At 63.2% G+C, this 25,994-nt stretch carries 30 protein-coding genes and 1 tRNA gene; 13 read left to right on the top strand and 18 right to left on the bottom strand.

The genetic code is table 11. The annotated features are described in order from the left end of the window. Positions 1-3 precede the first annotated feature (3 nt). The 7 genes from H0241_RS06890 to H0241_RS06860 form a co-directional block, all read right to left on the bottom strand. Complete coding sequence (locus H0241_RS06890; protein WP_181056642.1) at positions 4-987, bottom strand: complex I NDUFA9 subunit family protein; 984 nt, start codon at positions 985-987, stop codon at positions 4-6. A 163-nt stretch (positions 988-1,150) separates the two neighbouring features. Further along, positions 1,151-1,603 carry a DoxX family protein gene (locus H0241_RS06885; protein ID WP_181056641.1) on the bottom strand — a complete coding sequence of 151 codons (453 nt, stop codon included), beginning with the start codon at positions 1,601-1,603 and terminating at the stop codon, positions 1,151-1,153. A gap of 325 nt (positions 1,604-1,928) precedes the next feature. Then, positions 1,929-2,930 (bottom strand): Ldh family oxidoreductase, encoded by a 1,002-nt coding sequence (locus tag H0241_RS06880; protein WP_181056865.1) that lies wholly within the window; start codon positions 2,928-2,930, stop codon positions 1,929-1,931. Positions 2,931-3,077: 147 nt separating this feature from the next. Then, positions 3,078-3,887 (bottom strand): ABC transporter permease, encoded by an 810-nt coding sequence (locus tag H0241_RS06875; RefSeq protein WP_181056640.1) that lies wholly within the window; start codon positions 3,885-3,887, stop codon positions 3,078-3,080. After that, positions 3,887-4,600: an ABC transporter permease gene (locus H0241_RS06870; protein WP_328824639.1), complete on the bottom strand. Its 714-nt coding sequence runs from the start codon at positions 4,598-4,600 to the stop codon at positions 3,887-3,889. The genes H0241_RS06875 and H0241_RS06870 overlap by 1 nt, the downstream gene beginning before the upstream one ends. 157 nt (positions 4,601-4,757) lie before the next feature. Further along, complete coding sequence (locus H0241_RS06865; protein WP_181056639.1) at positions 4,758-5,555, bottom strand: transporter substrate-binding domain-containing protein; 798 nt, start codon at positions 5,553-5,555, stop codon at positions 4,758-4,760. Positions 5,556-5,609: 54 nt separating this feature from the next. Further along, the gene (locus H0241_RS06860; protein WP_328824635.1) at positions 5,610-6,425 is read right to left on the bottom strand and encodes an ABC transporter ATP-binding protein; all 816 of its coding nucleotides are present in this window, start codon (positions 6,423-6,425) and stop codon (positions 5,610-5,612) included. A 214-nt stretch (positions 6,426-6,639) separates the two neighbouring features. Here H0241_RS06860 and H0241_RS06855 point away from each other — a divergent pair, with 214 nt between their 5' ends. The 4 genes from H0241_RS06855 (at position 6,640) to H0241_RS06840 (ending at position 10,620) form a co-directional block, all read left to right on the top strand. Continuing rightward, a complete protein-coding gene (locus H0241_RS06855; protein ID WP_181056638.1) occupies positions 6,640-7,512 on the top strand; it encodes a dimethylarginine dimethylaminohydrolase family protein in 873 nt (290 codons plus the stop codon). Next, positions 7,482-8,150, top strand: a complete 669-nt coding sequence (locus H0241_RS06850; protein WP_181056637.1) for a TetR family transcriptional regulator C-terminal domain-containing protein — start codon at positions 7,482-7,484, stop codon at positions 8,148-8,150. The genes H0241_RS06855 and H0241_RS06850 overlap by 31 nt, the downstream gene beginning before the upstream one ends. Beyond that, positions 8,147-9,727 (top strand): 5-guanidino-2-oxopentanoate decarboxylase, encoded by a 1,581-nt coding sequence (locus tag H0241_RS06845; RefSeq protein WP_181056636.1) that lies wholly within the window; start codon positions 8,147-8,149, stop codon positions 9,725-9,727. The genes H0241_RS06850 and H0241_RS06845 overlap by 4 nt, the downstream gene beginning before the upstream one ends. A 185-nt stretch (positions 9,728-9,912) precedes the next feature. Further along, entirely contained in the window at positions 9,913-10,620 is a 708-nt protein-coding gene (locus H0241_RS06840; RefSeq protein WP_181056635.1) for an SDR family NAD(P)-dependent oxidoreductase, read from the top strand. A 21-nt stretch (positions 10,621-10,641) separates the two neighbouring features. On the opposite strand, the gene H0241_RS06835 is transcribed toward H0241_RS06840, so the two are convergent. The 5 genes from H0241_RS06835 to aroA form a co-directional block, all read right to left on the bottom strand. After that, positions 10,642-10,941, bottom strand: a complete 300-nt coding sequence (locus H0241_RS06835; protein WP_181056634.1) for a hypothetical protein — start codon at positions 10,939-10,941, stop codon at positions 10,642-10,644. Between the two features lie 93 nt (positions 10,942-11,034). Further along, the gene (locus tag H0241_RS06830; protein WP_181056633.1) at positions 11,035-11,856 is read right to left on the bottom strand and encodes an MOSC domain-containing protein; all 822 of its coding nucleotides are present in this window, start codon (positions 11,854-11,856) and stop codon (positions 11,035-11,037) included. Between the two features lie 213 nt (positions 11,857-12,069). Further along, positions 12,070-13,767, bottom strand: coding sequence for a 30S ribosomal protein S1 (gene rpsA / locus H0241_RS06825; RefSeq protein WP_112563700.1), 1,698 nt, complete (start codon positions 13,765-13,767; stop codon positions 12,070-12,072). A 206-nt stretch (positions 13,768-13,973) separates the two neighbouring features. After that, positions 13,974-14,624, bottom strand: coding sequence for a (d)CMP kinase (cmk, locus tag H0241_RS06820; protein WP_181056862.1), 651 nt, complete (start codon positions 14,622-14,624; stop codon positions 13,974-13,976). Positions 14,625-14,858: 234 nt separating this feature from the next. Beyond that, positions 14,859-16,217 (bottom strand): 3-phosphoshikimate 1-carboxyvinyltransferase, encoded by a 1,359-nt coding sequence (gene aroA, locus H0241_RS06815; protein WP_181056632.1) that lies wholly within the window; start codon positions 16,215-16,217, stop codon positions 14,859-14,861. Between the two features lie 206 nt (positions 16,218-16,423). Between aroA and H0241_RS06810 the strand changes: the two genes are divergently transcribed. The 4 genes from H0241_RS06810 to H0241_RS06800 all read left to right on the top strand — a co-directional run bounded on the left by H0241_RS06810 (position 16,424) and on the right by H0241_RS06800 (position 18,259). Next, positions 16,424-16,816 carry a TIGR02300 family protein gene (locus H0241_RS06810; protein ID WP_181056631.1) on the top strand — a complete coding sequence of 131 codons (393 nt, stop codon included), beginning with the start codon at positions 16,424-16,426 and terminating at the stop codon, positions 16,814-16,816. A gap of 173 nt (positions 16,817-16,989) precedes the next feature. Further along, positions 16,990-17,065 (top strand) — tRNA-Ala (locus tag H0241_RS06805). A gap of 122 nt (positions 17,066-17,187) precedes the next feature. Next, the gene (locus H0241_RS36345) at positions 17,188-17,382 is read left to right on the top strand and encodes a hypothetical protein (protein WP_407941725.1); all 195 of its coding nucleotides are present in this window, start codon (positions 17,188-17,190) and stop codon (positions 17,380-17,382) included. A gap of 79 nt (positions 17,383-17,461) precedes the next feature. Beyond that, the gene (locus H0241_RS06800; protein ID WP_181056630.1) at positions 17,462-18,259 is read left to right on the top strand and encodes an N-acyl homoserine lactonase family protein; all 798 of its coding nucleotides are present in this window, start codon (positions 17,462-17,464) and stop codon (positions 18,257-18,259) included. A 55-nt stretch (positions 18,260-18,314) separates the two neighbouring features. On the opposite strand, the gene H0241_RS06795 is transcribed toward H0241_RS06800, so the two are convergent. Together H0241_RS06795 and H0241_RS06790 are read right to left on the bottom strand one after the other, a co-directional pair. After that, a complete protein-coding gene (locus H0241_RS06795) occupies positions 18,315-18,542 on the bottom strand; it encodes a hypothetical protein (RefSeq protein WP_181056629.1) in 228 nt (75 codons plus the stop codon). Positions 18,543-18,550: 8 nt separating this feature from the next. Next, positions 18,551-18,796, bottom strand: coding sequence for a hypothetical protein (locus H0241_RS06790; protein ID WP_181056628.1), 246 nt, complete (start codon positions 18,794-18,796; stop codon positions 18,551-18,553). Here H0241_RS06790 and H0241_RS35570 point away from each other — a divergent pair. After that, a complete protein-coding gene (locus H0241_RS35570) occupies positions 18,789-19,553 on the top strand; it encodes a hypothetical protein (RefSeq protein ID WP_235984057.1) in 765 nt (254 codons plus the stop codon). The genes H0241_RS06790 and H0241_RS35570 overlap by 8 nt on opposite strands. A 20-nt stretch (positions 19,554-19,573) precedes the next feature. On the opposite strand, the gene msuE is transcribed toward H0241_RS35570, so the two are convergent. Further along, positions 19,574-20,131, bottom strand: a complete 558-nt coding sequence (gene msuE / locus H0241_RS06780) for an FMN reductase (RefSeq protein WP_181056627.1) — start codon at positions 20,129-20,131, stop codon at positions 19,574-19,576. Positions 20,132-20,190: 59 nt separating this feature from the next. Between msuE and H0241_RS06775 the strand changes: the two genes are divergently transcribed. Both H0241_RS06775 and H0241_RS06770 read left to right on the top strand, forming a co-directional pair. Continuing rightward, a complete protein-coding gene (locus H0241_RS06775) occupies positions 20,191-20,415 on the top strand; it encodes a hypothetical protein (RefSeq protein WP_181056626.1) in 225 nt (74 codons plus the stop codon). Positions 20,416-20,467: 52 nt separating this feature from the next. Beyond that, a complete protein-coding gene (locus H0241_RS06770; RefSeq protein ID WP_181056625.1) occupies positions 20,468-21,487 on the top strand; it encodes an LLM class flavin-dependent oxidoreductase in 1,020 nt (339 codons plus the stop codon). Between the two features lie 45 nt (positions 21,488-21,532). On the opposite strand, the gene H0241_RS06765 is transcribed toward H0241_RS06770, so the two are convergent. Then, positions 21,533-21,940, bottom strand: coding sequence for a MucR family transcriptional regulator (locus tag H0241_RS06765; protein WP_181056860.1), 408 nt, complete (start codon positions 21,938-21,940; stop codon positions 21,533-21,535). A gap of 337 nt (positions 21,941-22,277) precedes the next feature. Between H0241_RS06765 and H0241_RS06760 the strand changes: the two genes are divergently transcribed. Both H0241_RS06760 and H0241_RS06755 read left to right on the top strand, forming a co-directional pair. Continuing rightward, positions 22,278-23,147, top strand: a complete 870-nt coding sequence (locus H0241_RS06760) for a DUF6502 family protein (protein WP_235984055.1) — start codon at positions 22,278-22,280, stop codon at positions 23,145-23,147. Next, entirely contained in the window at positions 23,144-24,262 is a 1,119-nt protein-coding gene (locus tag H0241_RS06755) for a DUF5666 domain-containing protein (RefSeq protein WP_181056624.1), read from the top strand. The genes H0241_RS06760 and H0241_RS06755 overlap by 4 nt, the downstream gene beginning before the upstream one ends. A 48-nt stretch (positions 24,263-24,310) precedes the next feature. On the opposite strand, the gene H0241_RS06750 is transcribed toward H0241_RS06755, so the two are convergent. Next, positions 24,311-25,156 (bottom strand): fumarylacetoacetate hydrolase family protein, encoded by an 846-nt coding sequence (locus H0241_RS06750; protein WP_181056623.1) that lies wholly within the window; start codon positions 25,154-25,156, stop codon positions 24,311-24,313. Positions 25,157-25,232: 76 nt separating this feature from the next. Then, positions 25,233-25,964, bottom strand: coding sequence for an SDR family oxidoreductase (locus tag H0241_RS06745; protein ID WP_181056622.1), 732 nt, complete (start codon positions 25,962-25,964; stop codon positions 25,233-25,235). Positions 25,965-25,994 lie beyond the last annotated feature (30 nt).

The raw sequence follows: 25,994 nt of genomic DNA, 5'->3' as shown, positions 1-25,994 counted from the left end.
GCCTTAGTTAGCGATACCTGCGGGCTTGCGCTGGAACTGGCCGGCGGCGCGGAAGCGCCAGAGATAGCTGGGCAGGATGGCGCCGATCGATTGCGGCTGGATGTCGAGGCCGGCAAGGGTCCGGTTGGCCTTGTTGGCCTCCTCCGAGACGATGTTGTGCTCGCGCAGCTGCAGCACCTGGTCCTTGGTCAGCAGCGGATTGGGCAACAGGCCGAGGACCGAGGCCTGCAGATTGGCCACCCACCACGGCACCGGCACCAAGAGCCGCTTGCGCTCGATCACGGTCAGCAGCTCTTCCATGCATTGCTTGAAAGTGAGCACTTGCGGTCCGCCGAGCTCATAGATCTGGCCGCCCTTGATCTTGCCTTCGACCGAACGCGCCACCGCTTCGGCGACGTCGCCGACATAGACGGGCTGGAACTTGGTCTGGCCGCCGCCGATCAGCGGCAGGACGGGCGAATAACGCGCCATGTCGGCGAAGCGGTTGAAGAAGCTGTCCTCCGGTCCGAAATTGATCGACGGACGGAAGATGACGGCGTCAGGGATGGTTTCCAGCACGGCCTTTTCGCCGAGCGCCTTGGTGCGGGCATAGTCGGACTGGGCGTTAAGGTCGGCGCCCAGCGCCGAAATGTGAGTGAGACCTGCGCCGACCGAGCGCGCGGCTTCGGCGACGGCGCGGGAGCCGAACTCATGCACGGTGTTGAATTTCTGCCGGCCGCTCTCATGCAGGATGGCGACCAGATTGATGACGTGGTCGGCGCCCTGCACGGCGCGGTCGACCGACCAGCGCACGCGCACATTGGCCTGCACCGGCTGGATCTGGCCGACATTGCCGAGCGGCTGCAGATGTCCCGCGAGATCGGGCCGGCGCACCGGAACCCGGATACGGTAGCCGCGCTTGGCCAGCGCCCGCACGATGTGGCGGCCGACGAAGCCGGAGCCGCCGAAGACGACCACGAGCTTGGGGATTTGCAGGATTTCGGTCATGGCTGGCTCCGGCGCTCGAAAGCTTGGCTGAAGCCGTTTCATAGTCCGTTTTGGGCCAAAGGCAAAGGGTGACGCGTCGTCGCTGCCACCCCCTTTTCCAGAGCAATTCCAGGAAAAGTGTGAAGCGGTTTTCCGTCCGGAATTGCGGCAGGACAAAGCCTTGTCAGAACGCCTTGCCGATGCGCGCGTCGACCGACTGGCGGTTGCCTCCGCGGATGACGAAGAACAGCAGGATCGTCACCCACAACAGCGATTTTTCGGCGCCCGAAAAGCCCTGGCCGACAGTGATCCAGTGGAACCAGACGGTGACCAGAAGCACGACCATGCCGGCGAAGGCGGCAGGTCGGGTCAGCAGGCCGATGGCGATCAAAATGCCGCCGAAGAATTCGGTGCAGGACAAAAGCAGCGACCAGAACGCGCCGGGATAGAAACCGAGACCCTCGACCATCTCGGCGGCGCCGAAAGGGTTGGTGATCTTCTGCGAGCCGTGGATGGTGAGGAACCCTCCGGCGACGACGCGAAGCAGGGTTTCCACGCCGTCATGCAACGACGAATACAGGCGGCCAAACGCCGGGATGATCAGTCTGCCGCGGGAAGCGTCGGTGGTTACGGACATCGTAGCTCCTGTTGTTGTGATGACCCCTCGCAAACGCCCGATGGTCCGCATCGAGTCAAGTTAACAAAAGTTAACTTTCACCATCATGTTTAGCGCACGGAGCACGAAACGCAGAAAACCCCGCCGAAGCGGGGTTTTCCGGGTGACGCAACGGTCGAGACAGGGCTCGAGGCGGCTGACCTGAGACGGCATACGCCCGGCCGGCCCTAAACGCATCCGACAGAAGACACCGACCGGGCAAACCCGACCCGGCAGCTATGGGTCGCTGCGATCGGCAGAAAGGTTCAGCCAAGGCGCGGAAAAATCTGTTTCGAGCAGGACTGCTTCAGCCCGAATAGCGCTCGGCGAATTCGGAAATGCGCTGCACCACGGCCTTGGGGGCATTGATGCCGCGTGCCTGCGCCTTCTCCGCCGCTTCGGCGCGGGCACGGCCCGGCACGTGCACGCCGAAGCGCCGACGCAGCCGGTCGAGCTGGTCCTTCATGCGCTGCTCGAAATCGGGATCGAGCAGTTTTGGCTCAACGGCGAGCACGAACAGGCCGGTTCCCGGGCTGTCCGGTCCGCCGGTGAACCAGGGCGCGTCGAGCGACCAGTTGGCGCCCGACAGGCCGGCCGCCAGCACTTCGACCATCAGCGCGATGTTGGCGCCGCGCTGGCCACCAAAGGCCAGCATGGCGCCTTTCATGGCGGCCGCCGGATCGGTGGTCGGGTTGCCGCTGACGTCCAGCGCCCAGCCTTCCGGGATCTTCTTGCCGTCCTCGGCTGCCTTGCGGATGTTGACGAAGGCGGTGGCGCTCGACGACTGGTCGATGACCAGCGGCGCGCCATCGGCGGCGGGTGCGGCAAACGACATCGGATTGGTGCAATAGACCGGCTTGACCGAGCCCGAGCCGGCAAGCACCGCCGGCCCATTGGTGGCGGCGAAGGAGACCATTCCCAGCTGCGCCAGGCGCCCGGTGAAATAGCCAAGCGCGCCGCACGTATAGGCATTCTTCTGCGAGAAGATGGCGACGCCGAACAGCTTTGCCGCCTTGGCGAGATCGTCGATGGTGCGGTCGAAGCCGGTATGCGCCAGCCCACCGCGCGCATCGGAGAGATAGACAGCGAGCGCCGGCCTGGTGATCACCGGGTCGGCATTGCCGTCGATGCGGCCGGCTTCCAGCGCTTCGAGGTAATCGATGAAGTGGGTTAGCCCGACGGTCGACAACCCTTCCGCCTCGGCGGCTATGATCGATGCGGTGAGCGACTGCGCCGCCTCTTCATTGGCGCCGGCGCCAAGCGCTGCCATCCGGCAAAGCCCTGTTGCCTGGTCGAGACTGAGTTGCATCATGGCGGTCCTGCGATTGTGGAATCTGAATTTGTGTCAGATGGTCTAGCAGCACACGCGCGGGCGTTGGTGTTGAAAATCGTCCGCGACTGCAAGAAAAGCGGCTGATATCTCCGCGCTTGCGGTGTACCGATCAGCGTGGCGCCTCTAACCGACCTTGTTGGGAATCCGCGCCTCGATCTTGCTGAAGGCAAACACCAGTATGCCGGTGATGATCATGTAGATCAGCGCCAAGAGCAGCAGAGGTTCGTAGGTGAGGTAGGTGTCCTGCCGGACCTTGGACGAGACGGCGAAGATGTCGATGACGCTGATCGTCGCCACCAAAGGTGTCGATTTCAGCTGCAGCACGGTTTCGCCGGTCAGCGTCGGTAGCGCGCGGTAGATGGCTTGCGGCAGCCAGATGCGGCGGAAAATCTTCCAGCGGCTCATGCCGAAGGCGCGGGCGGCTTCGAGTTGACCTTTGGGCACGCCGGCAAAGGCGCCGCGCATCACTTCGCCCTCGTAACCGGCGAACGACAAGGTCAGCGCCAGCACGCCATAGGGCCAGGCCTGCCTGAGATACGGCCACATCCAGGATTCGCGGATCCACGGATATTGCGGAAACAGCGAACCCAGCCCGTAATAGAGCAGCCACAGCTGGATCAGCAGCGGCGTGCCCCTGATGACGGTGCAGAATGTCCTGGCGGGGGCGGAAAACCAGAACGAGCCGGCGGCCTGCGCCAGGCCGAGCGGCACGGCGAGCAGGAAGCCGAGAAAGCAGGTGACGGCCAGGATCCACAGCGAGCGCCAGATGCCGAGCAGTCCCATTTCATAATATTGCGGCAGCCAGTCCCAGCGCATGAAGAAGGCCGCACCGAAAACCAGCGCGAGCGCGATCAGGATCAGCACGATGCGATGCGGCTGCAGCCACAGCGACGTCCGCGCGGCGGCGTTGATGAGGGCCGCTTCACCGGCCATCAGCGCGCCTCCTTGAGTGAAGGCATGCCGCGCCGCGACCAGGCCTCGACGCGTCCGATGAGCAGGTTGGAAACCAGCGACAGGATGAGATAGAGCACGCCCGCGGCGAAAAAGAAGGTGAAATAGGCTTTGGTGACACCCGCCGCCTGTCGCGTCGCCAGCGCCAGCTCGTAGAAACCGACGACCGCCAGAAGGGCTGTGTCCTTGGTGGCGATCAGCCACAGATTGGCGAGGCCCGGTATGGCGAAGGGCAGCATTGCCGGCAGCGTTATGCGCCGCAGCATCAGGCCGGGCGACATCCCATAGGCGCGGGCAGCTTCGATCTGGCCCTGCGGTATCGCCAGGATCGCGCCGCGGATAACCTCGGTCGAATAAGCGCCCTGGACAAAGCCGAGCACGGCGATGCCGGCGGCAAGGCCGCTGATGTCGACGCGCTGGTAGCCCATCGCGGTCAACGCCTGGTTGATGAGGTCCGTCCCGGCATAATAGAGCAGCAGGATCAGCACCAGTTCGGGTACGGCGCGCACAACGGTCGTGTAAACCGCCAGCAGATCGCGCACGACCGGGCCGCCATAAAGCTTGCCAAAGGCGCCACCGGTGCCGATGAGGAGACCGAGGACCGTGGCGCCGAGCGCGATCTCGATCGAATGCAGCAGGCCAAGCAACAGCGTGCCGCCCCAGCCCGGCGGATAGGGCGAAAGAAGTTCGATGATGCCGGCCGCCGAGGCCGAAAGAAGTGCGTCGATCAGCGTCGCCCCCGGATTGCTGGCTCTAACCGCCGACGGCAGCGCCGGCGGCAAGCATGTCTGGGAAAGGTCGGGCAGGGAGGCATGGCGCTGGCGCCATGCATCCTAGCTCATGCGAGGATCGTCAGTTCGACTGCGCACCGCCGCCGCCGTAAATGTCGAAATCGAAGTATTTCTTCGAGATCTCGTCATATTTGCCGTTCGAGCGGATCGCCTTGATGCCGGCGTTGATCTTGCCCTTGAGCTCGGTGTCTTCCTTGCGCACCCCAGCGCCGACGCCCGGTCCGAGCACTTCATCGTCGGGAGCCACCATCCCCTTCAGGTCGCAGCAGGCCTTGCCCTGGTCCGACTTCAGGAATTCGCCGAGCGCGATCGAATCGGCCTGCACCGCGTCGAGACGGCCGGCGGCAAGATCGTTGTTGGCTTCATCCTGGGTCTGGTATTCCTTGATCTCGGAAGCCCCGGTGAAGTGCTTCTTGGCGTAGACGGCATGCACGGTGGACACCTGCACACCAACCACCTTGCCCTTGAGATCGTCCGGCGTGGCGCCGAATTTCTGGTCCTTCGGGCCGATGATGGCGGTCGGCGTGTTGTAGTACTTGTCCGAGAAGTCGATGGTCTTCTCGCGTTCGGCGGTGATCGACATCGAGGAGACGATGAGGTCGATCTTCTTGGTCGTCAGCGCCGGGATGATGCCGTCCCACGCGACAGGCGTGATGACGCAGTCGAGCTTCTCCTCGGCGCAGACGGCGTCGATGAACTCGATTTCCCAGCCGACCCATTTGCCGGAAGCGTCCGGCGAGGTGAAGGGCGGATAGGGCTCGGCGGCTACACCGATCTTGACCGGATCGGCCTTGGCCACGCCCATGGCAGCGACGCCGAGCAGCAGCGCTGCTGCGAATGTTTTCAGAACAGTCTTCATTTTCACGACTCCCAGTTTGTTGTTGGTTCCCGGTTTTCTTCCGTCCCGGCTTTCCTAGCCGATGTTGCGGATGAACTGCTTCAGCCTTTCGGATTTCGGTGCGCCGAAGATCTGCTCCGGCGGCCCCTCTTCCTCGACCAGCCCGTTGCAGAGGTAGACGACATGGGTCGCGACCTCGCGGGCGAACTTCATTTCATGCGTGACCAGCACCATGGTGCGCCCCTCGCGCGCCAGGTCGCCGATCACCTTCAGCACCTCGCCGACCAGTTCCGGGTCGAGCGCCGAGGTCGGCTCGTCGAACAGCATGACACGCGGATTGATGGCGAGCGCGCGGGCAATCGCCGCGCGCTGCTGCTGGCCGCCGGAGAGATATGCCGGATAGACGTCGCGCTTTTCGGCGAGACCGACGCGTGCCAAAAGCTTTTCGGCTTCCCTGATCGCGACGTCGCGCTTGACGCCCAGCACATGCACCGGGACCTCGATGACGTTTTCGATCAGCGTCATGTGGCTCCACAGGTTGAAGTTCTGGAACACCATACCGAGCTTGGAGCGGATGCGTTCGATCTGCCGGCGGTCGGCGGGAATGGTGTGGCCATGGCTGTCGGCCTTGAGTTTGATCTCTTCGCCATTGACGCGGATGATGCCGCTCGTCGGATTTTCCAGGCAGTTGATGCAGCGCAGCAGCGTCGATTTGCCGGAGCCCGAGCCGCCGATGATGGCGATCACCTCGCCGTCACGTGCCGACAGCGAAACGCCCTTCAGCACATGCAGCTGGCCGAATTTCTTGTGCAGGTTCTCGACATGGATGGCTTCGGCGGCGCTGTTCTGCGCCTCGCCGGATCGGACTGCGGCGGCTCCCACCGCGCTCACCGGGCGACCTCTACCACAGAGTCGACCGCAGATCGTCGAACGTCTATCCGGCTAATCAACATACGCTGTAATGCCCACTCCAGACTTCAGCATGGACCCAACAGCGCGAGCCCGTCAATCCCGCTCATTACGGCACTTGCAGCCTTATTGTGCAAGTGTATAAATAGCTTTCGATGAAATTTCTTCCATTTTTTTCACCTGGAAAAGGGCACTGATGAGCGCTTTCGGATCACAGTCCATGGCGGCGCCGTTGCGGCGTGTGCTGATGCGGTCGGCGGCCAATGCCATGCGCGGCGCCGACAGGGCTACCTGGCACTATGGCCCGGGTTTCGACCCGGCGAAAGCGGCGTCGCAGCACGCGGCCCTCGCTGAACTGGTGACGGCTTCCGGCGCCGACATCGAATGGATCGATGACAAGGCCGACGGGCTGTCGGATTCGGTATTCACCCACGACCCGTCGCTGATGACCAACCGCGGCGCGCTGATCCTGTCCATGGGCAAGCCATTGCGCGCCAGCGAGCCATCGCTGCATGAGGAGACCTACACGCGCCTGGGTATTCCTATCCTCGGCCGCGTCGAGGCTCCCGGCCAGGTCGAGGGCGGTGATTGCGTATGGTTGGATGCCCGCACTCTGATAATCGGGCGCGGTGTGCGCTCCAACCAGGAAGGTATCCAGCAGGTTTCCAACCTGCTGACGCCGCTGGGCATTTCCGTCTACGGCTTCGATCTGCCGCTGTGGCAGGGCGAAGAGGCATGCCTGCATCTGATGTCGGTGATCAGCCCGCTGGCCGACGACCTCGCTTTGGTCTATTCGCCGCTGTTGCCCGCGCCGTTCTACCAGTTGCTGAAGGCGCGCGGCATCCGGCTGGTCGAGGGCGACGCCGAAGAGTTCGCAGCGTCCAACGGACTCAGCCTGAACGTGCTGCCAACCAGCCCACACAAGGTCATTGCCGTCGCAGGCTTTCCCAAGACCAGGGCTTCGATGGAGGCAGCCGGCTGCACGGTTCAACTCTTCGAGGCGGATGCGCTCTGCATCGCCTGCGAAGGCGGGCCGACATGCCTGACGCGGCCCATCCTGCGCCAATGAATGAGCGCCGCAAGTTCCGCCGCGAGGGCGAGGAGCGGCGGCGGCAGGATTTGATCGACGCAACCCTGGACAGCGTGGCCGAACATGGGCTGGAGGGCGCCAGCCTGCGCACCATCGCATTGCGCGCGGGCGTCACCGCCGGGCTGATCCGGCACTATTTCCCAGGCAAGGAAGAATTGCTGCAGGAAGCCTACGCGGCGCTGATGGGCCGCATGACCGAGCAGGCGAAAGCGGCATTGGTCATGGAAGGCGCCTCGCCTCGCCAGCGCCTTGCGGCCTTCGTCACCGCCAACCTCAACGCGCCGATCATCGACGCGCGGGTGTTTTCGCTCTGGGCAACCTTCATCGGCCGCGCCGGCGCGGATCCGACGCTGGCTCGCGCCCATCGCGAAGGCTATCTCGGCTTTCGCAACGAGGTGGAAGCAGTCGTGGCCGAAGTGCTCGGCGCCGAACAACGCAGGCCGGACGCAAATGAACTGCGCCACCATGCCATTGCGATCAACGCGATCCTCGACGGGCTCTGGGTGGAAGGCTGCCTGGCTGGCGAGATGTTCTCGCCTGGCGAATTGGCGACGATTGGCGTCAAAGCCATAGAGGCCGAGCTCGGCCTCGCGCCGGAAAAGGGAGAAGACAAGTGACCACCATCGGCGAAGCCCTGATCACCCTGCTCGAAGCGCATGGCGTCGACACCGTCTTCGGCATTCCGGGCGTCCATACGGTCGAGCTCTATCGCGGGCTGGCGCGCTCGAAGATCCACCACGTCACGCCACGCCACGAACAGGGCGCCGGCTTCATGGCCGATGGCTATGCGCGCGCCAGCGGCCGACCGGGGGTCGCCTTCGTCATCACTGGGCCGGGGCTGACCAACACCATCACCGCCATGGGCCAGGCGCGCGCCGATTCGGTGCCGATGCTGGTGATTTCGGGCGTCAATGCGATGCCGACGCTGGGCAAGGGGCTGGGCTTCCTGCACGAGCTGCCGGACCAGCGCGGCATGATGGAAAAGGTGGCGCTGTTTTCGCAGCGCGTCACCGAGGCAAGCGAATTGCCCGGCGCGCTGGCGCAGGCTTTCGCCCTGTTTTCGTCCTCGCGCCCGGGGCCTGTGCATATCGAGATCCCGACCGACGTCATGGTCAAACCGGCCGACGGCATCACTGCTTCGCTTAGCAATGCAGCGCCGCCGACGCCCGATGGCGCGGCCATCGCCGAAGCCGTCAAGCTGATCGCAGCCGCGCGCCGGCCGCTGATCCTGGCCGGCGGCGGCGCCAAGCGCTCCGATGAGCCATTGCAGCGCCTGGCCGAGCGGCTGGGTGCGCCCGTCGTCCAGACCGCCAATGCGCGCGGCCTGCTGCACGCGCATCCGCTTTGCGTGCCCGCAAGCCCGAGCCTGAAAGCGGTGCGGGCGCTGATGGCCGATGCTGACCTGGTCATCGCCGCCGGCACCGAATTCGGCCCGACCGACTATGATGGTTACAGCGACGGTGGCTTTGTGCTGCCGACAAATCTGATCCGCATCGATATCGGCGCCGACCAGCTCGCCCGCCGCCCGGTGAGCGTCGCCATCCAGGCCGATTGCGCGGAGGCGATCGAAGCTTTGCTCGGTGCGATCGGCACTGGTCATGCCGCAGCGAGGGACGCCGAGGGGCGAGCCGCCACGGCTCGAGAGGCGGCTTTTGCCGAATTGAGCCCGGCCTATGCCGCGCAGGTGCATGCAGTGGAAACCATTCGCGACGCCTTGCCAGGCGCCATCATCGTCGGCGATTCCACACAGCCGATCTACGCCGCCAACCTCTATTACGACCATGACCGGCCGGGCGGCTGGTTCAACGCAGCCACCGGCTTCGGTGCGCTCGGCTACGGGCCGCCGGCGGCGATCGGTGCGGCGCTCGCCATGCCCGGCGTGCCGGTGGTCTGCCTCACCGGCGATGGCGGTTTCCAGTTCACCCTGCCGGAACTTGGTGCGGCGCTCGATGCACCGGCGCCGGTCATCTTCGTCGTCTGGAACAACAGGGGCTATCGCGAGATCGAGACCTCGATGCTCGACGTCGGTGTCGAGCCGGTCGGCGTGTCGCCGGCGCCGCCGGATTTCTGCAAGCTGGCCGAGGCCTACGGCATTGCCGCCGAACGGCTTGCCGGCACTGCAGGCCTCGCCGACGCGCTGAAACGCGCACGCGCAACTGGCCTGCCGCACGTCATCGAAATCACCATCGATTGACGCTTTGCCGTCCGCCGTACGTCCACGCGCCGGCAAAGCGGGCGGCCGGCGGCTTCGAGCGATGCAAAGACGCAACACTGCCATGTCGAGATGGCGGTTGAGTGATCGTGCAAAAGGCGCGACGCTCTGCGTCGGGCGCGGCATAACGACAGACATAATCATAAAAAACGACAGGAGCGTCCAGGATGACGGAAACAGTTCAGGGAAAGCATATCGTGGTGACCGGTGGCACCGGGGCACTCGGTGCAGCGGTCGTCGGCAAACTATTGGCCGATGGCGCGACCTGCCATGTGCCCAATGCCCATGCCGCGGCCCCCTCGCATTTTCCCTTCGTGTCGGATGATCGCGTCCGGCTGGCGCATAATGTCGATCTTGCCGATCCCTCCAAGGTCGATGCCTTCTACGCCAGCGTTCCCGATCTGTGGGCCTCCATCCATCTGGCCGGCGGCTTTACCGCAGCGCCGGTGGAGAAAATCGAATCCGCATCCTTTGCCGAAATGATGGACACCAACGCCCGCACTGCCTTCCTGTGCTGCCGCGCCGCGGTGCGCTCCATGCTTGCCTCGGCTACTGCGGGCCGCATCGTCAATGTCACGGCGCGCGCCGGGCTCGACCCGCGCCGCGGCGCCGGCATGGTCGCCTATACCGCCAGCAAGGCCGCTGTCGCAGCCATGACCGTGGCGATGGCGGAGGAGCTGAAGCACAAAGGCATACTGGTCAACGCGGTCGCGCCCTCGACGCTCGATACGCCCGCCAACCGTGCCGACATGCCGGATGCCGATGTCACCAAATGGGTCAGCCTGGAAGCCGCAGCCGAGGCCATCGCCTATCTCGCATCGCCGGCCAATCTGGCGATGAGCGGAACGCTGGTGCCACTTTACGGCCGCGCCTGAAGAAGCGCCGCGCAGGGCGCCTCATTTGCAGACGAGGTTGCCTATCTGCAGCTTGAACTTGCGCGGGCCCGGCATCGGTTCTGCGCTCGCATCGTCGACGATAAACACATCGAGCGTGCAGCCGCCGCCCACCCGGTAGTGGTCGTTTCCGACATGCTCGATCACGTCGATGGGGCCATGATTTTCCAGCTTGCGCGCAACATCGCCACTGTCGGTGATGGCGTCGATCTCGGCCTTGCGCTGCCAGTAGGGAGGTAATGCCGCCGACGCCGCCGCAGCGCCGGCCAGCAGGAATGCTGCGACAAAACCGATGCGAGTCATAGGGCCTCCGACCGACTGGCTTCCAATGGCGGCCATTGCCAACTGGCGAGCGTGGCGGCCGCTGACGCTCTACGGCGTTAGAAGAACCCGCGACTATGTCAGGTTCGAGACGCCCGCCTCCACGACCTCGACTGCATCGCCGATGGCGATCGTGCCGGCGTTGTTGGGAATCGCGTTCTGACCGAAGATGATGCCACCCTTGGCGGAGCGGTGGAGTTTGCCAAGCGTCTGCAACGGCTCGCGCGGGTCCGGCTGCTCGCCGCTGTGCGGATCGCGGGTGGTGATGACACAGCGCGAGCAGGGCTTTGCGATCCGCAGCTCGACAGAGCCGATGCGGATCGTCTTCCAGCTGTCTTCGGGCCATGCGCCTTCTGCGTCGAGGACGATGTTTGGCCGAAACCGCGCCATCTCGATGGGTCTGGCAAGATGGCTGTTCAGATGCTCCAGCGAGCCCGTCGTGGCGATCAGCAGCGGAAAACCGTCGGCAAAGCTGACATAGTCGCCAAGCTGGCCGAATTCCGGATCGACCGGCCGGTTTCGCGGATCGTCGAAATAGACGAGATCGACGGGCCGGCCAAGAATCGTGGAGAGATAAGCGCCGGCGGCCGGATCGCCCGACCGCGCAGCGACCATATCTTTCCAGATCTTGACCTGACGGAGCGCAGAACCTGAGCCTGGAGCGTCAACGGCATGCGAGCCATGCCTGTCATGTTTCAGCAGGATGCCCGCGCCGCGATGCTCGACGTCGATCGTCGTCATTGCCGGTATCTGGCGAATGGTGAGGAATTGTCCGTCCTTGTCGACGACCATCCAGCGGCGGTCCCCGGCCATGCCCATGGTCTCGACGTCAGAGCTCTGCACGGCATGGCCGCGCAGGCTCTTGACCGGATAGCGATAGAGTTCGACGACCTTCATGCGCAATGCTTCTCTGTTGCCCGAAGGGCGTGGCTTCTCGTGTCATTGCCCACATACGCCCGACCCTACAGCCGTGCGTGCGGAGGTGAAGGGGTTGTACCGTATTTGTCTTGTGCCACCCGGCTCTCACCGAGCATGAAAAAACCCGCGAGCCTTGCGGCCCGCGGGTCTCCTTGTTCAGACCGCGCGCGAGGCGCGGCAGGCAGCCAAAACTTAGCTGCCCTGCTTCTTCAGCGCGGCGCCCAGAATGTCGCCCAGCGAAGCGCCGGAGTCGGTCGAGCCGTACTGTGCGACTGCTTCCTTCTCTTCGGCGATTTCCAGCGCCTTGATCGAGACCTGCAGCTTGCGGGTCTTCTTGTCGAAGGCGATGACGCGAGCGTCAACCTTCTGGCCGACGGTGAAGCGCTCGGGGCGCTGCTCGTCGCGGTCACGGCTGAGGTCGGAGCGCTTGATGAAGGTCTCGATGCCGCTGTCGACCAGCCGCACTTCCAGACCGCCATCCTTGACGCCGATGACCTCGCAGGTGACGACCGCGTTCTTGCGCAGTTCGCCTGAAGTCGCCGCTTCGCCGACCGTATCCTTGGCCAGCTGCTTGATGCCGAGCGAGATGCGCTCCTTGTCGATGTCGACGTCGAGCACCTGCGCCTTGACCATGTCGCCGCGATTGTACTCTTCGATGACCTGCTCGCCCGGACGGGTCCAGTCGAGGTCGGAGAGGTGCACCATGCCGTCCACGTCGCCTTCGAGGCCGATGAACAGGCCGAACTCGGTCTTGTTCTTGACCTCGCCCTCGACCTGGCTGCCGACCGGATGGCTCGACGCGAAAGCCTGCCACGGATTCTCGAGCGTCTGCTTGAGACCGAGCGAGATGCGGCGCTTGGCCGGATCGACCTCGAGCACCACCACGTCGACTTCCTGCGTCGTCGACAGGATCTTGCCGGGGTGCACGTTCTTCTTGGTCCACGACATTTCCGAAACGTGGATGAGGCCCTCGATGCCCGGCTCCAACTCGACGAACGCGCCGTAGTCGGTGATGTTGGTGACAGTACCCTTGATCTTCTTGCCGATCGGGAACTTGGTGCCGATCTCGGACCACGGATCGCTCTCGAGCTGCTTCATGCCGAGCGAGATACGGTGGGTTTCCTGGTTGATGCGGATGATCTGCACCTTGACCGTCTGACCGATGTTGAGGATTTCGGTCGGATGGTTGACGCGGCGCCATGCCATGTCGGTGACATGCAGCAGGCCATCGATGCCGCCGAGGTCGACGAACGCACCGTAATCGGTGATGTTCTTGACGACGCCTTCGACAACCTGGCCTTCTTCGAGGTTCTGCACGATTTCCGAACGCTGTTCGGCGCGGCTTTCCTCAAGCACGGTGCGGCGCGACACCACGATGTTGCCGCGGCGGCGATCCATCTTGAGGATCTCGAAGGGCTGCGGGTTGTGCATCAGCGGGGAGACATCGCGGATCGGGCGGATATCGACCTGGCTGCGCGGCAGAAAGGCCACGGCGCCGTCGAGGTCGACAGTGAAGCCGCCCTTGACCTGGTTGAAGATGACGCCTTCGACGCGCTCACCCTTGGTGAACTTCTCTTCGAGCTTGACCCAGCTCTCTTCGCGGCGGGCCTTGTCGCGCGACAGGACGGCTTCGCCCAGCGCGTTCTCGATGCGCTCGACCATGACCTCGACCGTGTCGCCGACCTTGAGCGTCGAGTCCTTGCCCTTGACGCCGAATTCCTTCAGCGGCACGCGGCCTTCGACCTTGAGGCCGACGTCGATGATGGCCATGTCTTTTTCGATCGCCAGGATCGTGCCCTTGACGACCTGACCTTCGCCGGAGTGACCGGTGGTAAATGATTCTTCGAGCAGGCTCGCGAAATCGTCGCGAGTGGGATTTGCAGCTGACATATTTTCTCCTGGAGTGCCCCGCATCTGGAAGCGGGACGGGCGCCGTGGGTTAGCGTTGCGTTAGCCTGCCGGCGTTCCGGGCTACAAAAGCCCTGGGCCGCCTAAGCGGCAATTCCGGCGCATGAAGAATGCTGGCAGGCTGGTTCGTGTCCGATATGGGTATTTTCTTCGCTTCCGGCAATCGGTGGCAGCGGGAAAACCTTCAATCAGACTTTATCTCTCTTGGCCAAGGCGTCGTCGATGATCGCTTTGGCCGCCAGAAACGCGGCCTCTATAGCCATTTCGGAGGTATCAAGCAAGTGTGCGTCGGTGGCGGGCTTCAGCGGCGAGTCGGCCCTGCCCATGTCGCGCTCGTCCCGGCGCACGATATCGGCGAGGATTTCGGAAAAATTGGCGGAGCCGCCGATGCTCTCAATCTCGGCCAGCCGACGCTGCGCGCGCACCTCGGCGCTGGCCGTCACATAGAGTTTGATGTCGGCGTCCGGGCACACGACGGTGCCGATGTCGCGCCCGTCAAGCACGGCACCCGGCGGCGTTTTGGCGAAGTCGCGCTGCTTCTCGACCAGGATGCGCCGCACGGTAGGATAAACCGCGACCTTTGAGGCTGCTTCGCCAACCGCATGCGCCGACAGCACCGCCCGGTCGAGCTTCGCCAGATCGACCTGCCGGGCGGCGGTTTCTGCGGCCGAGACGTTGTCGAGCGGCAGCGCGTGCTGGATCAGCGCATGGGCAACGGCTCGATAGGTGAGGCCGGTGTCGAGCAGGTTGAGGCGATAGTGGTCGGCGAGGCGCCGGGCCAGCGTGCCTTTGCCGGCGCCGGCGGGTCCGTCGATGGCGATGGTGAAGGTCATTGGCAGGCCAATGAAAAGTGCAGGCGTGGCGATCCTTCGCGCCCCCCTCTGTCCTGCCGGACATCTCCCCCACAAGGGGGGAGATTGGCAGGTCTGGCGCTCCGCTCAATTCTGCAACGTTGGCGATTGGCGAAAGCCGCAGTGACAGCTGATCTCCCCCCGTGTGGGGGAGATGTCCGGCAGGACAGAGGGGGGCGCTGTCCCGCCAGCGTTCCAGTTTGGCTCCAAACCATCAACCTTTTACCCGATCTCCGCGCCCAGCCCCGTCATCAATCCCATGAACTCCGGGAAGCTCGTCGCGATCATGGCGGCGTCGTCGATTGTCACCGGCTTTTCCGTCGCCAGGCCCATCACCAGAAAGCTCATGGCGATGCGGTGGTCGAGATGCGTCTGCACGGTGGTGTCCTGGCCATTGGGATGGCCACCCAGCCCTTTACCGCCGGGCTTACCGCGCACCGCAAGCGAAGCCTCGCCTTCGGTGCAGTCGACGCCATTGATCTTCAGACCGTTGGCGACCGCCGACAGCCGGTCGGATTCCTTTACCCGCAATTCTTCCAGCCCCTGCATCAGCGTCTCGCCCTCGGCGAAGCTCGCGGCGACAGCCAGCACCGGGTATTCGTCGATCATCGACGGCGCCCGCTCGGGCGGCACGGTGACGCCCTTCAATTCGGAATAACGCACGCGCAGATCGGCGACATCCTCGCCGCCGGCATTGCGCGGGTTCAAGATGTCGATCTTGCCGCCCATTTCCTGCAGCGTCAGCAAAAGGCCGGTGCGGGTTGGGTTCATCAGCACATTCTCGATGACAATGTCCGAACCCGGCACGATCAGGGCCGCCACCAGCGGGAAGCCGGCCGAGGAGGGGTCGCCGGGCACCGCGATGATCTGTCCCGTCAGCTTGCCCTGGCCTTCGATGAAGATATGACGCACGCCGCGCTCATCGGTCTCGACCGACAGATTGGCGCCAAATCCCCTAAGCATCTTTTCAGTGTGGTCGCGCGTCATCACCGGCTCGATCACGGTGGTGATGCCGGGCGTGTTCAAGCCGGCGAGCAGCACCGCCGACTTCACCTGTGCCGAGGCCATCGGCACGCGGTAGGTGATGGGTGCAGCGTGTTTCGGTCCATGCAGCGTGATCGGCATGCGGTCGCCGGGCGTCGCCTTCAGCACCTGCACGCCCATCTGGCGCAAGGGTTCGAGCACGCGACCCATCGGCCGTCCCGACAGCGAAGCGTCGCCGATGAAGGTCGTCTCCATATCGTAAGTGCCGACAAGGCCCATGGTGAGGCGCGAGCCGGTGCCGGCATTGCCAAAGTCGAGAGGGCCTTCCGGCTGCAGCAGCGCGCCATTGCCGGTGCCGCGGATCACCCATTCGGTGCCGCGCTTCTCGATATGCGCGCCCATCGCCTTCATGGCCGCGGCCGTGCGCATCACATCCTCGCCTTCGAGCAGGCCGGTGACCCGGGTTTCGCCGGAGGCCAGGCCGCCAAACATCATGGAACGGTGTGAAATCGACTTGTCGCCCGGCACGCGGGCGGTGCCGGAAAGGGCTGGGGATTTGCGGGCGGTGGCCGGCTTGGCAGCGGCGGCGTGAGACATGGAATTTCCCTGGACGGAATGCCGGCGCACCGGCGCTTTTCATTTGTTGCGGCGGTCTCGTATCACGGCGGGCACAAATGGTCATCCCCATGGTCGTCACTTGGCGCGAGGCCTTTCAGTACTTGGTTTTGTGACGCCGGCTTTTCGCTTTGACAGCGCGGTAAACTGTGGTTAAGGGGACCACTCTTTTACTGACGAGGCTTGCCGTGGCAAAAAACGAACTTGGCACAAAGCGTGTCGACCCTGAGACGGGCCGAAAATTCTACGACCTGAACAAGGACCCGATCGTCTCGCCCTATACGGGCAAGACATATCCGCGTTCCTACTTTGAGGAAGGCAAGATTGCCGCCATCGAAGAGGAAGAGGAAGTGGCCGAGAAGGAAGTAGACGCCGAGGAAGAAGAAGGCGTTGAAGTCGTCTCGCTTGAAGAGGCCGACGAAGACGTCAAGGCCGGCGACGACCTTCCCGATCTGGGTGACGACGAGGACGATGTGGACCTCGGCGACGACGAGGACGACACCTTCCTTGCCGACGAAGAAGAAGAAGATGACGACGTCGCCGACATGATCGGCGTCGGCGACGACGACGACGAGGTCTGATCGGCCGCGGGCAGCTACGCCCGCAGGCTTTCTTGCGCTGTTTCGAAAAAGCGGTTCTTGCAGGCTTGATATTCAGGGAAGGCGGGGTTAGAAGCCGCCTGCACTAAACGGCGCGGTGTTGAAAATCGCGCCGGACCTCTACGCCGGTAACGGCGCCGGCTGACTGCCGGAGTGGGGCCATAGCTCAGTTGGGAGAGCGCTTGAATGGCATTCAAGAGGTCGTCGGTTCGATTCCGATTGGCTCCACCAGTCACTCTCTAGGTTTCAAGACTTTATTTCGCGAATGTGGTGCACAGCGGTGGACCACAATGCAGGAATCCGTGCCTTGTCGGGGGTATGTCCAGCTCCGCGGTGATGTGTATTGAGTTCGATTGCGCGTCCCGGACGCCGTTCGAACCGATGTTGGTAAGGCCGAAATCAAGATATTCCTTAAGTCCTCCGATTACCGAGAGGTCCGACGGCGTGGCCGTATTGAGCGAGTGAAGATCGACGTGGATTGGGAGCCAGTCGTCGCAGGCTTTCGCTCTTGGAACGCTATTTGTCCGCCGTCCTCGCGGCCGATGTAGTCGGCTGGTTCGCCAATTTGACAAGCTGTATCTGTTCTGTGACGCTCGATGTTGGCTATTGATGTGTGGGGAGCCAATAATGTCCGAGACATATGAAATCCTGGCCGTGAAGTATGCCTTTCATGACAAGCGCACACGAATTGATAACTTCATGCTGCCGGACGATCACACCAATATTGAGCCAATCGACTACTTCATATGGGTCATCCGCAATTCCAACCGAACCATCATCGTCGATACAGGAATGGATCGCGCCGAAGCTGAGGGGCGTGGGCGCAAATTTATTCAGAAGCCGACAGAAGCATTGGCGCAAATCGGAATTGAAGCGCACGCAGTCGATAGCGTGATAATCACCCATATGCATTTCGACCATGCGGGAACGCTTGACGATTTTCCGTCGGCGCATTTTCATCTCCAGGAAGCCGAAATGGCTTTCGCAACCGGCGCATGCATGTGCGATGAGTTCGTGCGGCGCACCTTCAACGTCGAGCATGTCTGCGGCATGGTCCGCCGCGTCTTTTCTGGCCGTGTGCAGTTCCATGACGGCGATGGCGAAGTCGCCCCCGGTGTCAGCGTGCATCGGGCGGGCGGACACTCGCTCGGCTTGCAGTGCGTGCGCGTAGCGACCGACTCTGGTTTTGTGGTGCTTGCCTCGGATGCCACCCATCTCTACGAGAATTTCGAACAGCGGAAGCCGTTCTCCATCACTGTCGATGTTGCGCAGACGCTGCGAAGCTATACGCGGTTGGAACAGCTGGCGACGTCACGGGCGCATATAGTGCCCGGCCACGATCCGTTGGTGTTAGAGCGCTATCCGGCGTGGAAAACCCAGACCCAGGGACGTGTCCATCGACTGGATGTGCCGAGGCTCATCTAGAACAGACAAAGTGGGTTTGACTAATGCCTCTGTTTTGCGGCGACAAAGCACGCAGTCAGAGGTCCGCTATGTCGAATTCAATCGCAAATCCTGCGTCGATCGCACTTCGCGCGATGAGATCGCCAAGTTCCCAATCCGTGAGTTGGCAAAGTGAAAACGTGCTCCTCACGGCGCGGTTCACTTCGGATATCGAAATGGTCGGCGTGCCGACATTGTCGATCAGGTAGCGGACAATCGCCTGGCGAATGTCGGATACGGTAGGCGTCTGCGCGAGCGCGGGCATTTCCGGCACTACGAATGGAGCCGTGGTTCTGCGCCATCGGCTGTTTTTGCGTCGAAGGCGACGGGCACACCGTGAACGATGGATGCGGCCGCCAGCAACGCCTCCAACTCGCGGTCGGTAGCATTGCATGCCGGCATCAGTGTTCGGATGGCGCGGATCGCCTGTGCGATGGAGAGAAACCGGGCCCTGCCTCTGGAGAGGACATAGGCTTCGGCGGCTTTTTCGACCGTGACTGTATGAAAAGTGTTGGTCATCGAGAATTCCTCCCTGAAACTCCGACCAACCCGATTTAGGGCAGAAATTCACGGCCTTTCAAGCGTCCGTCCGATACCGAACAATCACGCGAAGGCGAGGGAGAAATTGCGCTGCTCCTCCTCATGCGTATTGCGTTGCGACGAAATCTCAAACTTTGCAACCATGTTCAAAAATGGTAGATATGCCAAGCATCGCCTACATATAGGCGAACTGTTTGTTTTTGTTAAATTTTTGAACAAGGTTGGTATCCGGTTGGCTCCACCAAACAGTCTTTTTCCGACGCTCGGTTTCGCGGCATTCATGCTTGTTGCCTGCCAGTCGGCGCCTGAACCACCATCCCCGCCGCCAGCGCCGGCACCCCAGCCGATGGCGCCTGCCGCGATCTCTGCCGGAGATGGTGCGGCTGTCCTCGATCCGTCAGTGCGGGTCATGCCCCCAGGCGAGGGCATCCCGGCCAAATATGTCGCATTTTCCGGCATTTGGGGCGGACAGCTGGATGGGATGTATGACGGCAAGCTTGCCGTGCTGACGATTTCGCGCGGCGGCAATGTCACCGCCACCTACGCCTGGGGCGATATCGCCGACAACAAACCGGGCGTGGCCGACGGCGAAGGCAAGATTTTTGGCAACACGTTGAAACTGCGGCGGCTTCCCAATGGCGGGGACGTCAGCGCGGTCATGCAGGCGGACGGAACGCTGGCCGTCACCTATGGGCTTGCCGACCGCACTTATACGGGCACGTTCACCAAGCAGTAGTCGTGGACGACATTCCGCGTTCAGGCAGCAAGGCCGACCCTGTTGGGTGCGCCGGCCACCCGGCATGCCTCAGCGACTGCCTGTCGGGCCCGCGCCAGGACGGCTTCGGACACCAGCACGCCATTGGCGAAATCCTTGTCCGAGGCGTAGATCGCGGTCGGCATGGTCTGCGCCTCGAAGAAGCCGAACAGCGGCCGCAACTGGTGCTCGACGATCAATGAATGACGCTCGCCGCCACCGGTTGCCGCGAGGATGATTGGCTTGCCGCGCAGCGATGATGGGTCGAGCAGGTCGAAGAAGTGCTTGAAAAGCCCGGTATAGCTGCCCTTGAAGGTCGGCGAGCCGACCACCAGCACATCGGCGCCGAGCACCAACTCGACAATGGCGCGGGCCGCCGGGTCGAGATCGGCAAGCTGCCTGGCCGGCGGGAAGGATGGGCCGAGATCCTCGATGTCGAAAACGCTCGAAGCCGCGCCGGCACGGCTCGCCAGCTCGCAGGCGATGTGGCTGACAAACGCATTGGTCTTGGACGGACGGGTCAGGTTGCCCGACAGTCCCACCACCAGCTTTTTCGACATTTCGGGCTCCTTGCACGGTTGGCTATCCGCGTTAAGCCTACTGATTTTGTAGAAATTAAATGAGCGAGAAGATTTCAAAACCGGCCCGTGAAGCGAATGGAGTTTGCGGCACATCGCCTCTGGTTGGTTCATTTGCGCCAAAAGGCGCGGCGCGGCAGATGCTGGCATGGCCGCACAATGGCATCGCTGGCGGTCATGGCCTGATGCGTTGCACACTGATGGGTATCGTCGCGAAACCGTCAAGACCGCTGCCATTGACACTGCGTTGCGTGAGATACGATTGAACCCAGTCGCACGGGCGACGAAGTAGGGACCTGCAAAGAACAGGACGCGCATATGAAAAAGATCGGCTTTCTTTCCTTCGGCCATTGGTCGCCCTCGTCGCAATCGCAGACGCGCTCGGCTGCCGACGCGCTTCTGCAGTCGATTGACCTGGCGGTAGCGGCCGAGGAGCTGGGTGCGGACGGCGCGTATTTTCGCGTCCATCATTTTGCCCGCCAGCTCGCGTCGCCCTATCCGCTTCTGGCCGCTGTCGGCGCCCGCACCAGCCGCATCGAGATCGGCACCGCCGTCATCGACATGCGCTATGAAAATCCGCTCTATATGGCCGAGGATGCGGGTGCTGCCGACCTGATCGCCGGTGGCCGGCTGCAGCTCGGCATCAGCCGCGGCTCGCCGGAGCAGGTGATCGACGGCTGGCGCTATTTCGGCTACGTGCCGCAGGAAGGCCAGAGCGATGCCGACATGGCGCGCAACCATGCCGAGGTTTTCCTCAACGTGCTGCGCGGCGAAGGCTTTGCGCAGCCCAATCCGCGGCCGATGTTTCCCAATCCGCCCGGAATGCTGCGCCTCGAACCGTTCTCAGCCGGCCTGCGCGACAGGATCTGGTGGGGCGCCGCCACGAACGCCACTGCCGAATGGGCGGGCAAGCTCGGCATGAACCTGCAAAGCTCGACGCTGAAATTCGACGAGAGCGGACAGCCGCTTCACATCCAGCAGGCCGAACAGATCCGCGCCTTCCGCGCGGCGTGGAAGGAGGCCGGGCATGCGCGCGAGCCGCGCGTGTCGGTCAGCCGCAGCATCTTCGCGCTGGTCGATGACCGCGACCGTGCCTATTTCGGCGGCAATGACAGCGAGGACCACTTTGGTTACATCGAACCGGAGAAGCGCGCCGTCTTCGGCCGCACCTATGCCGCCGAGCCGGATGTGCTGATCAAGCAGTTGAAGGAGGACGAAGCAATCGCCGAGGCCGACACGCTGCTTCTGACCGTCCCCAATCAGCTCGGCGTCGAGTACAACGCCCACGTCATCGAGGCGATACTGAAGCACGTCGCGCCGGCTCTCGGCTGGCGCTGACGCGGGCGCATCCGGCCATGCCGCGCGCGAGCTATCTTGGCCGATCTATCTGGGCTTCTGGCCGAGCCCCATGGACTTGGCCAGCGTCGAGCGCCTTGTGGAATAGTTTGGCGCCGTCATCGGATAGTCGGGAGGCAGGCTCCACTTCATTCGATATTGATCCGGTGTCAGGCCGTAGTGCACGCTGAGATGCCGCTTCAACGATTTGAACGGCTTGCCGTCCTCGAGGCAGAAGATGAAGTCGGGTGTGATGGATTTCTTGACCGGAACAGCCGCCTTGAGTTCGTTAGCTCGGGCGGCAGGGGACCCATCCGCGAGATGCTTGAGCGAGCTGTAAACCTGACCAATGAAACCAGGCAGGTCGGCTGCGGGGAGAGAGTTGTTGGAAATGTAGGCCGACACAACGCCGGCGGTGACGGACACAATCGGGTCGAGGTCATTCTTTTGCGCCATGGCAACAATCTCTCCGGCAGCAGCAAGGTTCGTATGGGGGATTTTTTCAGGAGTGGAATCGGCAGAGATTGAGTTTCTTTGGGGTTTGCTGCCAAGCCTGCCTAGAACAGGCTTTACATACGTCTTCTTCAAATACCTCTCCTTTGCCGTGGTTGCAGGGCGCCCCTTGTCATGATCCCACAGTTGAATCGAGCATGTGGGAAAAAGTCACACGCGTCAACTCGGGCAAGGGCCTTGGCGCACTCTTGTGGAGACATTTCCCACACGGTAGGTTCGGCGAGCGTCTTTTGAGGGATGGACGATCGATTTCGTGATCAGCAAGTGAAGGACGTGGGCGATGAACAGATCGGGGGGGCAAAATCTGGATGCCACCGGGGTCCAGGGCGCGTTGAACCGGCTGCTTCGTCCGCTGGTGCGGCTGGCGATCCGGTGCGGGGTGACGTTTCCGACCTTTGTCGATCTGCTGCGCCAACTCTACGTCAATGTCACCGAGCATGAATTCGCCCTGCCCGACAAGCAGCAGACGGACAGCAGGGTCAGCCTGCTGACAGGCATTCACAGGAAGGAAGTCAGCCGGCTAAGAGGCGCCGGCGCGCCGGTACGCGTGGTGCCCGAGTCCGTATCGAGAACCAGCGCCATCGTCGCGCGCTGGCTTGCCGATTCGTCCTTTGTCGATGCCAAAGGTGTGCCGTTGCCCTTGCCGCGCGCGAGCGAAGCCGGGGAGGCTTCCTTTGCCGGGCTGGTGGAGTCGGTGACGCGCGATTTGCGGCCGAGGGCCGTCCTCGACGACTGGCTCGACCGCAAGCTCGTTGAGATCGACGAGAAGGACCGTATCGTCCTCCTGGAAAGGGCAATGGTGCCGCGCGAGGATGGCGAGGTCCGGCTCTACTATTTTGCCCGCAATCTCGGCGACCACGCCGCTGCGTCTGTCGAAAACGTCCTTGCCGACGATCCGCCGTTCCTCGAGCGCGCCGTCCATTATGACGGGCTGTCCGAAGAGCTGGCCAGATCGCTGGAGGCGTATAGCCGCAAACTCGCGATCGAAATGCTGCTGCAACTGAACAAACACGCAAACCAGGCTGTCCGGACCGATCCGGGCGGCAACAGCCGGTGGAATTGCGGCGTCTACATCCTCACCACGGACGGGACGTCGCTGGTTGCCGAAGACGTGCCCCAGCGCAAGGACGGCGGCGGAGACGCCGCATGAGCCGGAGCCTGACAAGGCGCGGTCTCCTGATGCTCGGAGCCGCCTTGCCGACGCTGTTGCGCGGCATGGCCGCCGGCGCGGGGGAAGCTTCGAAAGACCAGGGCATTGGCGGCACCGGCTGGACGGCGGGGACCGACAGCGACCAGGGTATTGGCGGCACCGGCATCGTTGGAACCGTCCAGCGTTTCGGCAGTATTTTCGTCAACGGCGTGCGCGTTGGCTATTCCCCTGACGTGCCGGTCTGGATCGACGGCACCCGCACCACCGCAAGCAGCCTGAAGATAGGGCATGTCGTGCGGGTCGCGGTGATGATGGTGGCAGGCCGTACCGTCACCCGCGCAATCCACGTCACCAGCGAAGTGGTCGGCCCCGTTGAACGCGTGACTGCCAGCTCCTTGTGGATCCTGGGGCAACAGGTCGACATTGCTCGCCTCTCCAGGCGGTCCAGGATCAGGCCCGGCGACGTCATCGCTGTCTCCGGTATCCGCCGGCCCGACGGGAAGATCGTCGCAAGCCTGATAGAGGCCAGGCCTGATGAAACGCACTATCTGGTCCGCGGCCTGGCGGTCGCAAAGTCAGGCGCACTGCTGGTCGGACGGCTCAAGGTCGGACCGCAATCGTCGAGGCTTGCAGGCCGGCGCGTCGAAATGGCTCTGGCCAGGACACCGGGCGGATACAAGGTGCTGCATCTGGCGGCGGAAACTCCGATCCCCCACAGCCACGTCGGCGGCGTACTCTACGAGACGTTCGTGCAGCGTCAGGGACGAAGGCTCAAATCGGGCCTGGGCTTTGCGCTTGACGACCAGAACGATGGGCCGAAAGGCATTGTGCGGGCGTTTCTCGACGTCCGCTTCGATCGGGAGGGGCATGTTGTCTCGGCATCTCGACAAGAGAGAGCCGGAAGCCAGTCGCCGGACCAACCCGGCGCACCCGCCCAGCGCGCTAGCAACCCCGATGATGTCCCGGCCAGCCCGGCCACCGGGCCACAGGATGGCGTCAATGCGCCTGACCGAACGGATGGTTCTGGCACACCCATGGGATCACCGGGTGGCCTTGGAGCGCCCGGCCGGATGGGTGGCCTCCGCTCCTCGCCCGCCGGCTCGGTCAAGCCATAGCCGTCGTGCACGCAGACCTAAGAGAGCAGACCCTAAGAGAAGAGGCGGCTAAGCATCCGCCTTAAAGGTCTGCTTCTGCTGGCCAAGCCCCTCGATGCCGAGCTCCACCACGTCGCCGGCCTTCAAGAACACCGGCGGCTTCATCCCGAGGCCGACGCCGGGGGGCGTGCCGGTTGAGATGATGTCGCCTGGGTGCAGCGACATGAACTGGCTGAGGTAGGAGACGAGATAGGCGACGCCGTAGACCATGGTCTTGGTCGAGCCGTTCTGCATGGTCTTGCCGTTGACCGTCAGCCACATTTTGAGGTTCTGCGGGTCGGCCACTTCGTCCTTGGTGACAAGCCACGGGCCGGTCGGGCCGAACGTGTCGCAGCTCTTGCCCTTGGTCCACTGGCCCTGACGCTCGGCCTGGAAGGCGCGCTCGGACACGTCATGGGCGACGGCGTAGCCGGCGACATAGTCCAGCGCCTCGGCCTCGCTGACATACTTTGCTGTCTTGCCGATGACCACGGCGAGCTCGACCTCCCAGTCGGTCTTCTCCGAGCCGCGCGGGATCAGCACGTCGTCGTCCGGGCCGACAATGGCCGAGCTGGCCTTCATGAAGATGATCGGCTCAGGCGGCACGGTGGCGCCGGTTTCGGCGGCGTGGTCGGAATAGTTCAGGCCGATGCAGATGAATTTTCCCGTGCCGGCGACGCAGGCGCCGAGACGGGGCTTGCCGGAAACGACAGGCAGCGACTTCGGGTCGAGCTTCGACAGCATGTCCAGCGAGGTCGGATGAAGCGCGGTGCCGGCAATGTCGGCGACATGGGCGGAGAGATCGCGGATCGTTCCGTCCGCATCGAGCAGGCCGGGGCGTTCGCTCCCTGTCTCGCCATAGCGCAACAACTTCATCGTATTTCTCCTGTTTGAGGGCGACCGGTGCGCGTGATTCCTGGAGCCACCGATCCCCGATAAGGGCTGGAAGCGGTCAGATCGACCAGCCGCCGTCGATATTGTAGGCCTGCCCCGACGTGTAGGTGGCGCCGGCGAGATAGACGGCAAGGTCGGCGATTTCCTCTGGCGTGCCGAGACGGCCCATCGGCTGGCGGGCGATGAAGGCGGCCCGCGCCGCGTCATAGTCGCCCTGCGCATGCATGCGGTCCTGTAGCGACGGGCTTTCGACGGTGCCGGGGCAGATGGCGTTGCAGCGAATGCCCTTGGCGACATAGTCGGCGGCGACCGCCTTGGTGAGCCCGATCACGGCGGCCTTGGTGACGCCATAGGCGAAGCGGTTGGGCACGCCCTTGCCGGCGCCGGCGACGGAAGACATGTTGATGATCGAGCCGTCGCCACGCTCCAGCATGCCGGGCAGCACGGCCCGAATGGTGCGGATCATGGCGCGGACATTGAGGTTGAAGGCGAAATCGAGATCGGCATCCTTCATCTCGAGGATCGAGCCGGAATGGACGAAGCCGGCGCAGTTGAACAGCACATCGACGCGGCCGATTTCGGCAAAGCCCGATGTCACTGCATCGTCATTGAGAACATCGAGCTTGCGGGTCTTGATCCCTGATGTCTTGGCGAGTTCGGCCAGCAGCGCTTCGTTGATGTCGGTGGCATGGACGACGGCACCTGCCTTGGCGAAGGCCAGCGCACTCGCCTTGCCGATGCCTTGCGCCGCCGCCGTGACGACAACGACCTTGCCTGCCAGATCCGCCATGCTTTTCTCCTCGCCCTGTTGGCTCAGTCC

The organism is Mesorhizobium neociceri (genome assembly GCF_013520985.1).
Lineage (GTDB): Bacteria > Pseudomonadota > Alphaproteobacteria > Rhizobiales > Rhizobiaceae > Mesorhizobium > Mesorhizobium neociceri.
Note: the sequence above shows the minus strand (reverse complement) of the source record. Positions and strands in the feature narration are given on the sequence as shown.

Coding starts and splice junctions, on each gene's coding strand:
- H0241_RS06775 (WP_181056626.1), top strand. CDS start 20,191: ATGAGCGAGAAGATTTCAAAACCGGCCCGTGAAGCGAATGGAGTTTGC.
- H0241_RS06875 (WP_181056640.1), bottom strand. CDS start 3,887: ATGGCCGGTGAAGCGGCCCTCATCAACGCCGCCGCGCGGACGTCGCTG.
- H0241_RS06765 (WP_181056860.1), bottom strand. CDS start 21,940: ATGGCGCAAAAGAATGACCTCGACCCGATTGTGTCCGTCACCGCCGGC.
- H0241_RS06885 (WP_181056641.1), bottom strand. CDS start 1,603: ATGTCCGTAACCACCGACGCTTCCCGCGGCAGACTGATCATCCCGGCG.
- H0241_RS06745 (WP_181056622.1), bottom strand. CDS start 25,964: ATGGCGGATCTGGCAGGCAAGGTCGTTGTCGTCACGGCGGCGGCGCAA.
- H0241_RS06800 (WP_181056630.1), top strand. CDS start 17,462: ATGTCCGAGACATATGAAATCCTGGCCGTGAAGTATGCCTTTCATGAC.
- H0241_RS06755 (WP_181056624.1), top strand. CDS start 23,144: ATGAGCCGGAGCCTGACAAGGCGCGGTCTCCTGATGCTCGGAGCCGCC.
- H0241_RS06760 (WP_235984055.1), top strand. CDS start 22,278: ATGAACAGATCGGGGGGGCAAAATCTGGATGCCACCGGGGTCCAGGGC.
- H0241_RS06850 (WP_181056637.1), top strand. CDS start 7,482: ATGCCTGACGCGGCCCATCCTGCGCCAATGAATGAGCGCCGCAAGTTC.
- H0241_RS06790 (WP_181056628.1), bottom strand. CDS start 18,796: ATGACCAACACTTTTCATACAGTCACGGTCGAAAAAGCCGCCGAAGCC.
- H0241_RS06880 (WP_181056865.1), bottom strand. CDS start 2,930: ATGCAACTCAGTCTCGACCAGGCAACAGGGCTTTGCCGGATGGCAGCG.
- rpsA (WP_112563700.1), bottom strand. CDS start 13,767: ATGTCAGCTGCAAATCCCACTCGCGACGATTTCGCGAGCCTGCTCGAA.
- H0241_RS06830 (WP_181056633.1), bottom strand. CDS start 11,856: ATGAAGGTCGTCGAACTCTATCGCTATCCGGTCAAGAGCCTGCGCGGC.
- H0241_RS06750 (WP_181056623.1), bottom strand. CDS start 25,156: ATGAAGTTGTTGCGCTATGGCGAGACAGGGAGCGAACGCCCCGGCCTG.
- H0241_RS06770 (WP_181056625.1), top strand. CDS start 20,468: ATGAAAAAGATCGGCTTTCTTTCCTTCGGCCATTGGTCGCCCTCGTCG.
- H0241_RS06840 (WP_181056635.1), top strand. CDS start 9,913: ATGACGGAAACAGTTCAGGGAAAGCATATCGTGGTGACCGGTGGCACC.
- H0241_RS06795 (WP_181056629.1), bottom strand. CDS start 18,542: ATGCCCGCGCTCGCGCAGACGCCTACCGTATCCGACATTCGCCAGGCG.
- H0241_RS06835 (WP_181056634.1), bottom strand. CDS start 10,941: ATGACTCGCATCGGTTTTGTCGCAGCATTCCTGCTGGCCGGCGCTGCG.
- aroA (WP_181056632.1), bottom strand. CDS start 16,217: ATGTCTCACGCCGCCGCTGCCAAGCCGGCCACCGCCCGCAAATCCCCA.
- H0241_RS06890 (WP_181056642.1), bottom strand. CDS start 987: ATGACCGAAATCCTGCAAATCCCCAAGCTCGTGGTCGTCTTCGGCGGC.
- H0241_RS06865 (WP_181056639.1), bottom strand. CDS start 5,555: ATGAAGACTGTTCTGAAAACATTCGCAGCAGCGCTGCTGCTCGGCGTC.
- msuE (WP_181056627.1), bottom strand. CDS start 20,131: ATGTCGAAAAAGCTGGTGGTGGGACTGTCGGGCAACCTGACCCGTCCG.
- H0241_RS06855 (WP_181056638.1), top strand. CDS start 6,640: ATGAGCGCTTTCGGATCACAGTCCATGGCGGCGCCGTTGCGGCGTGTG.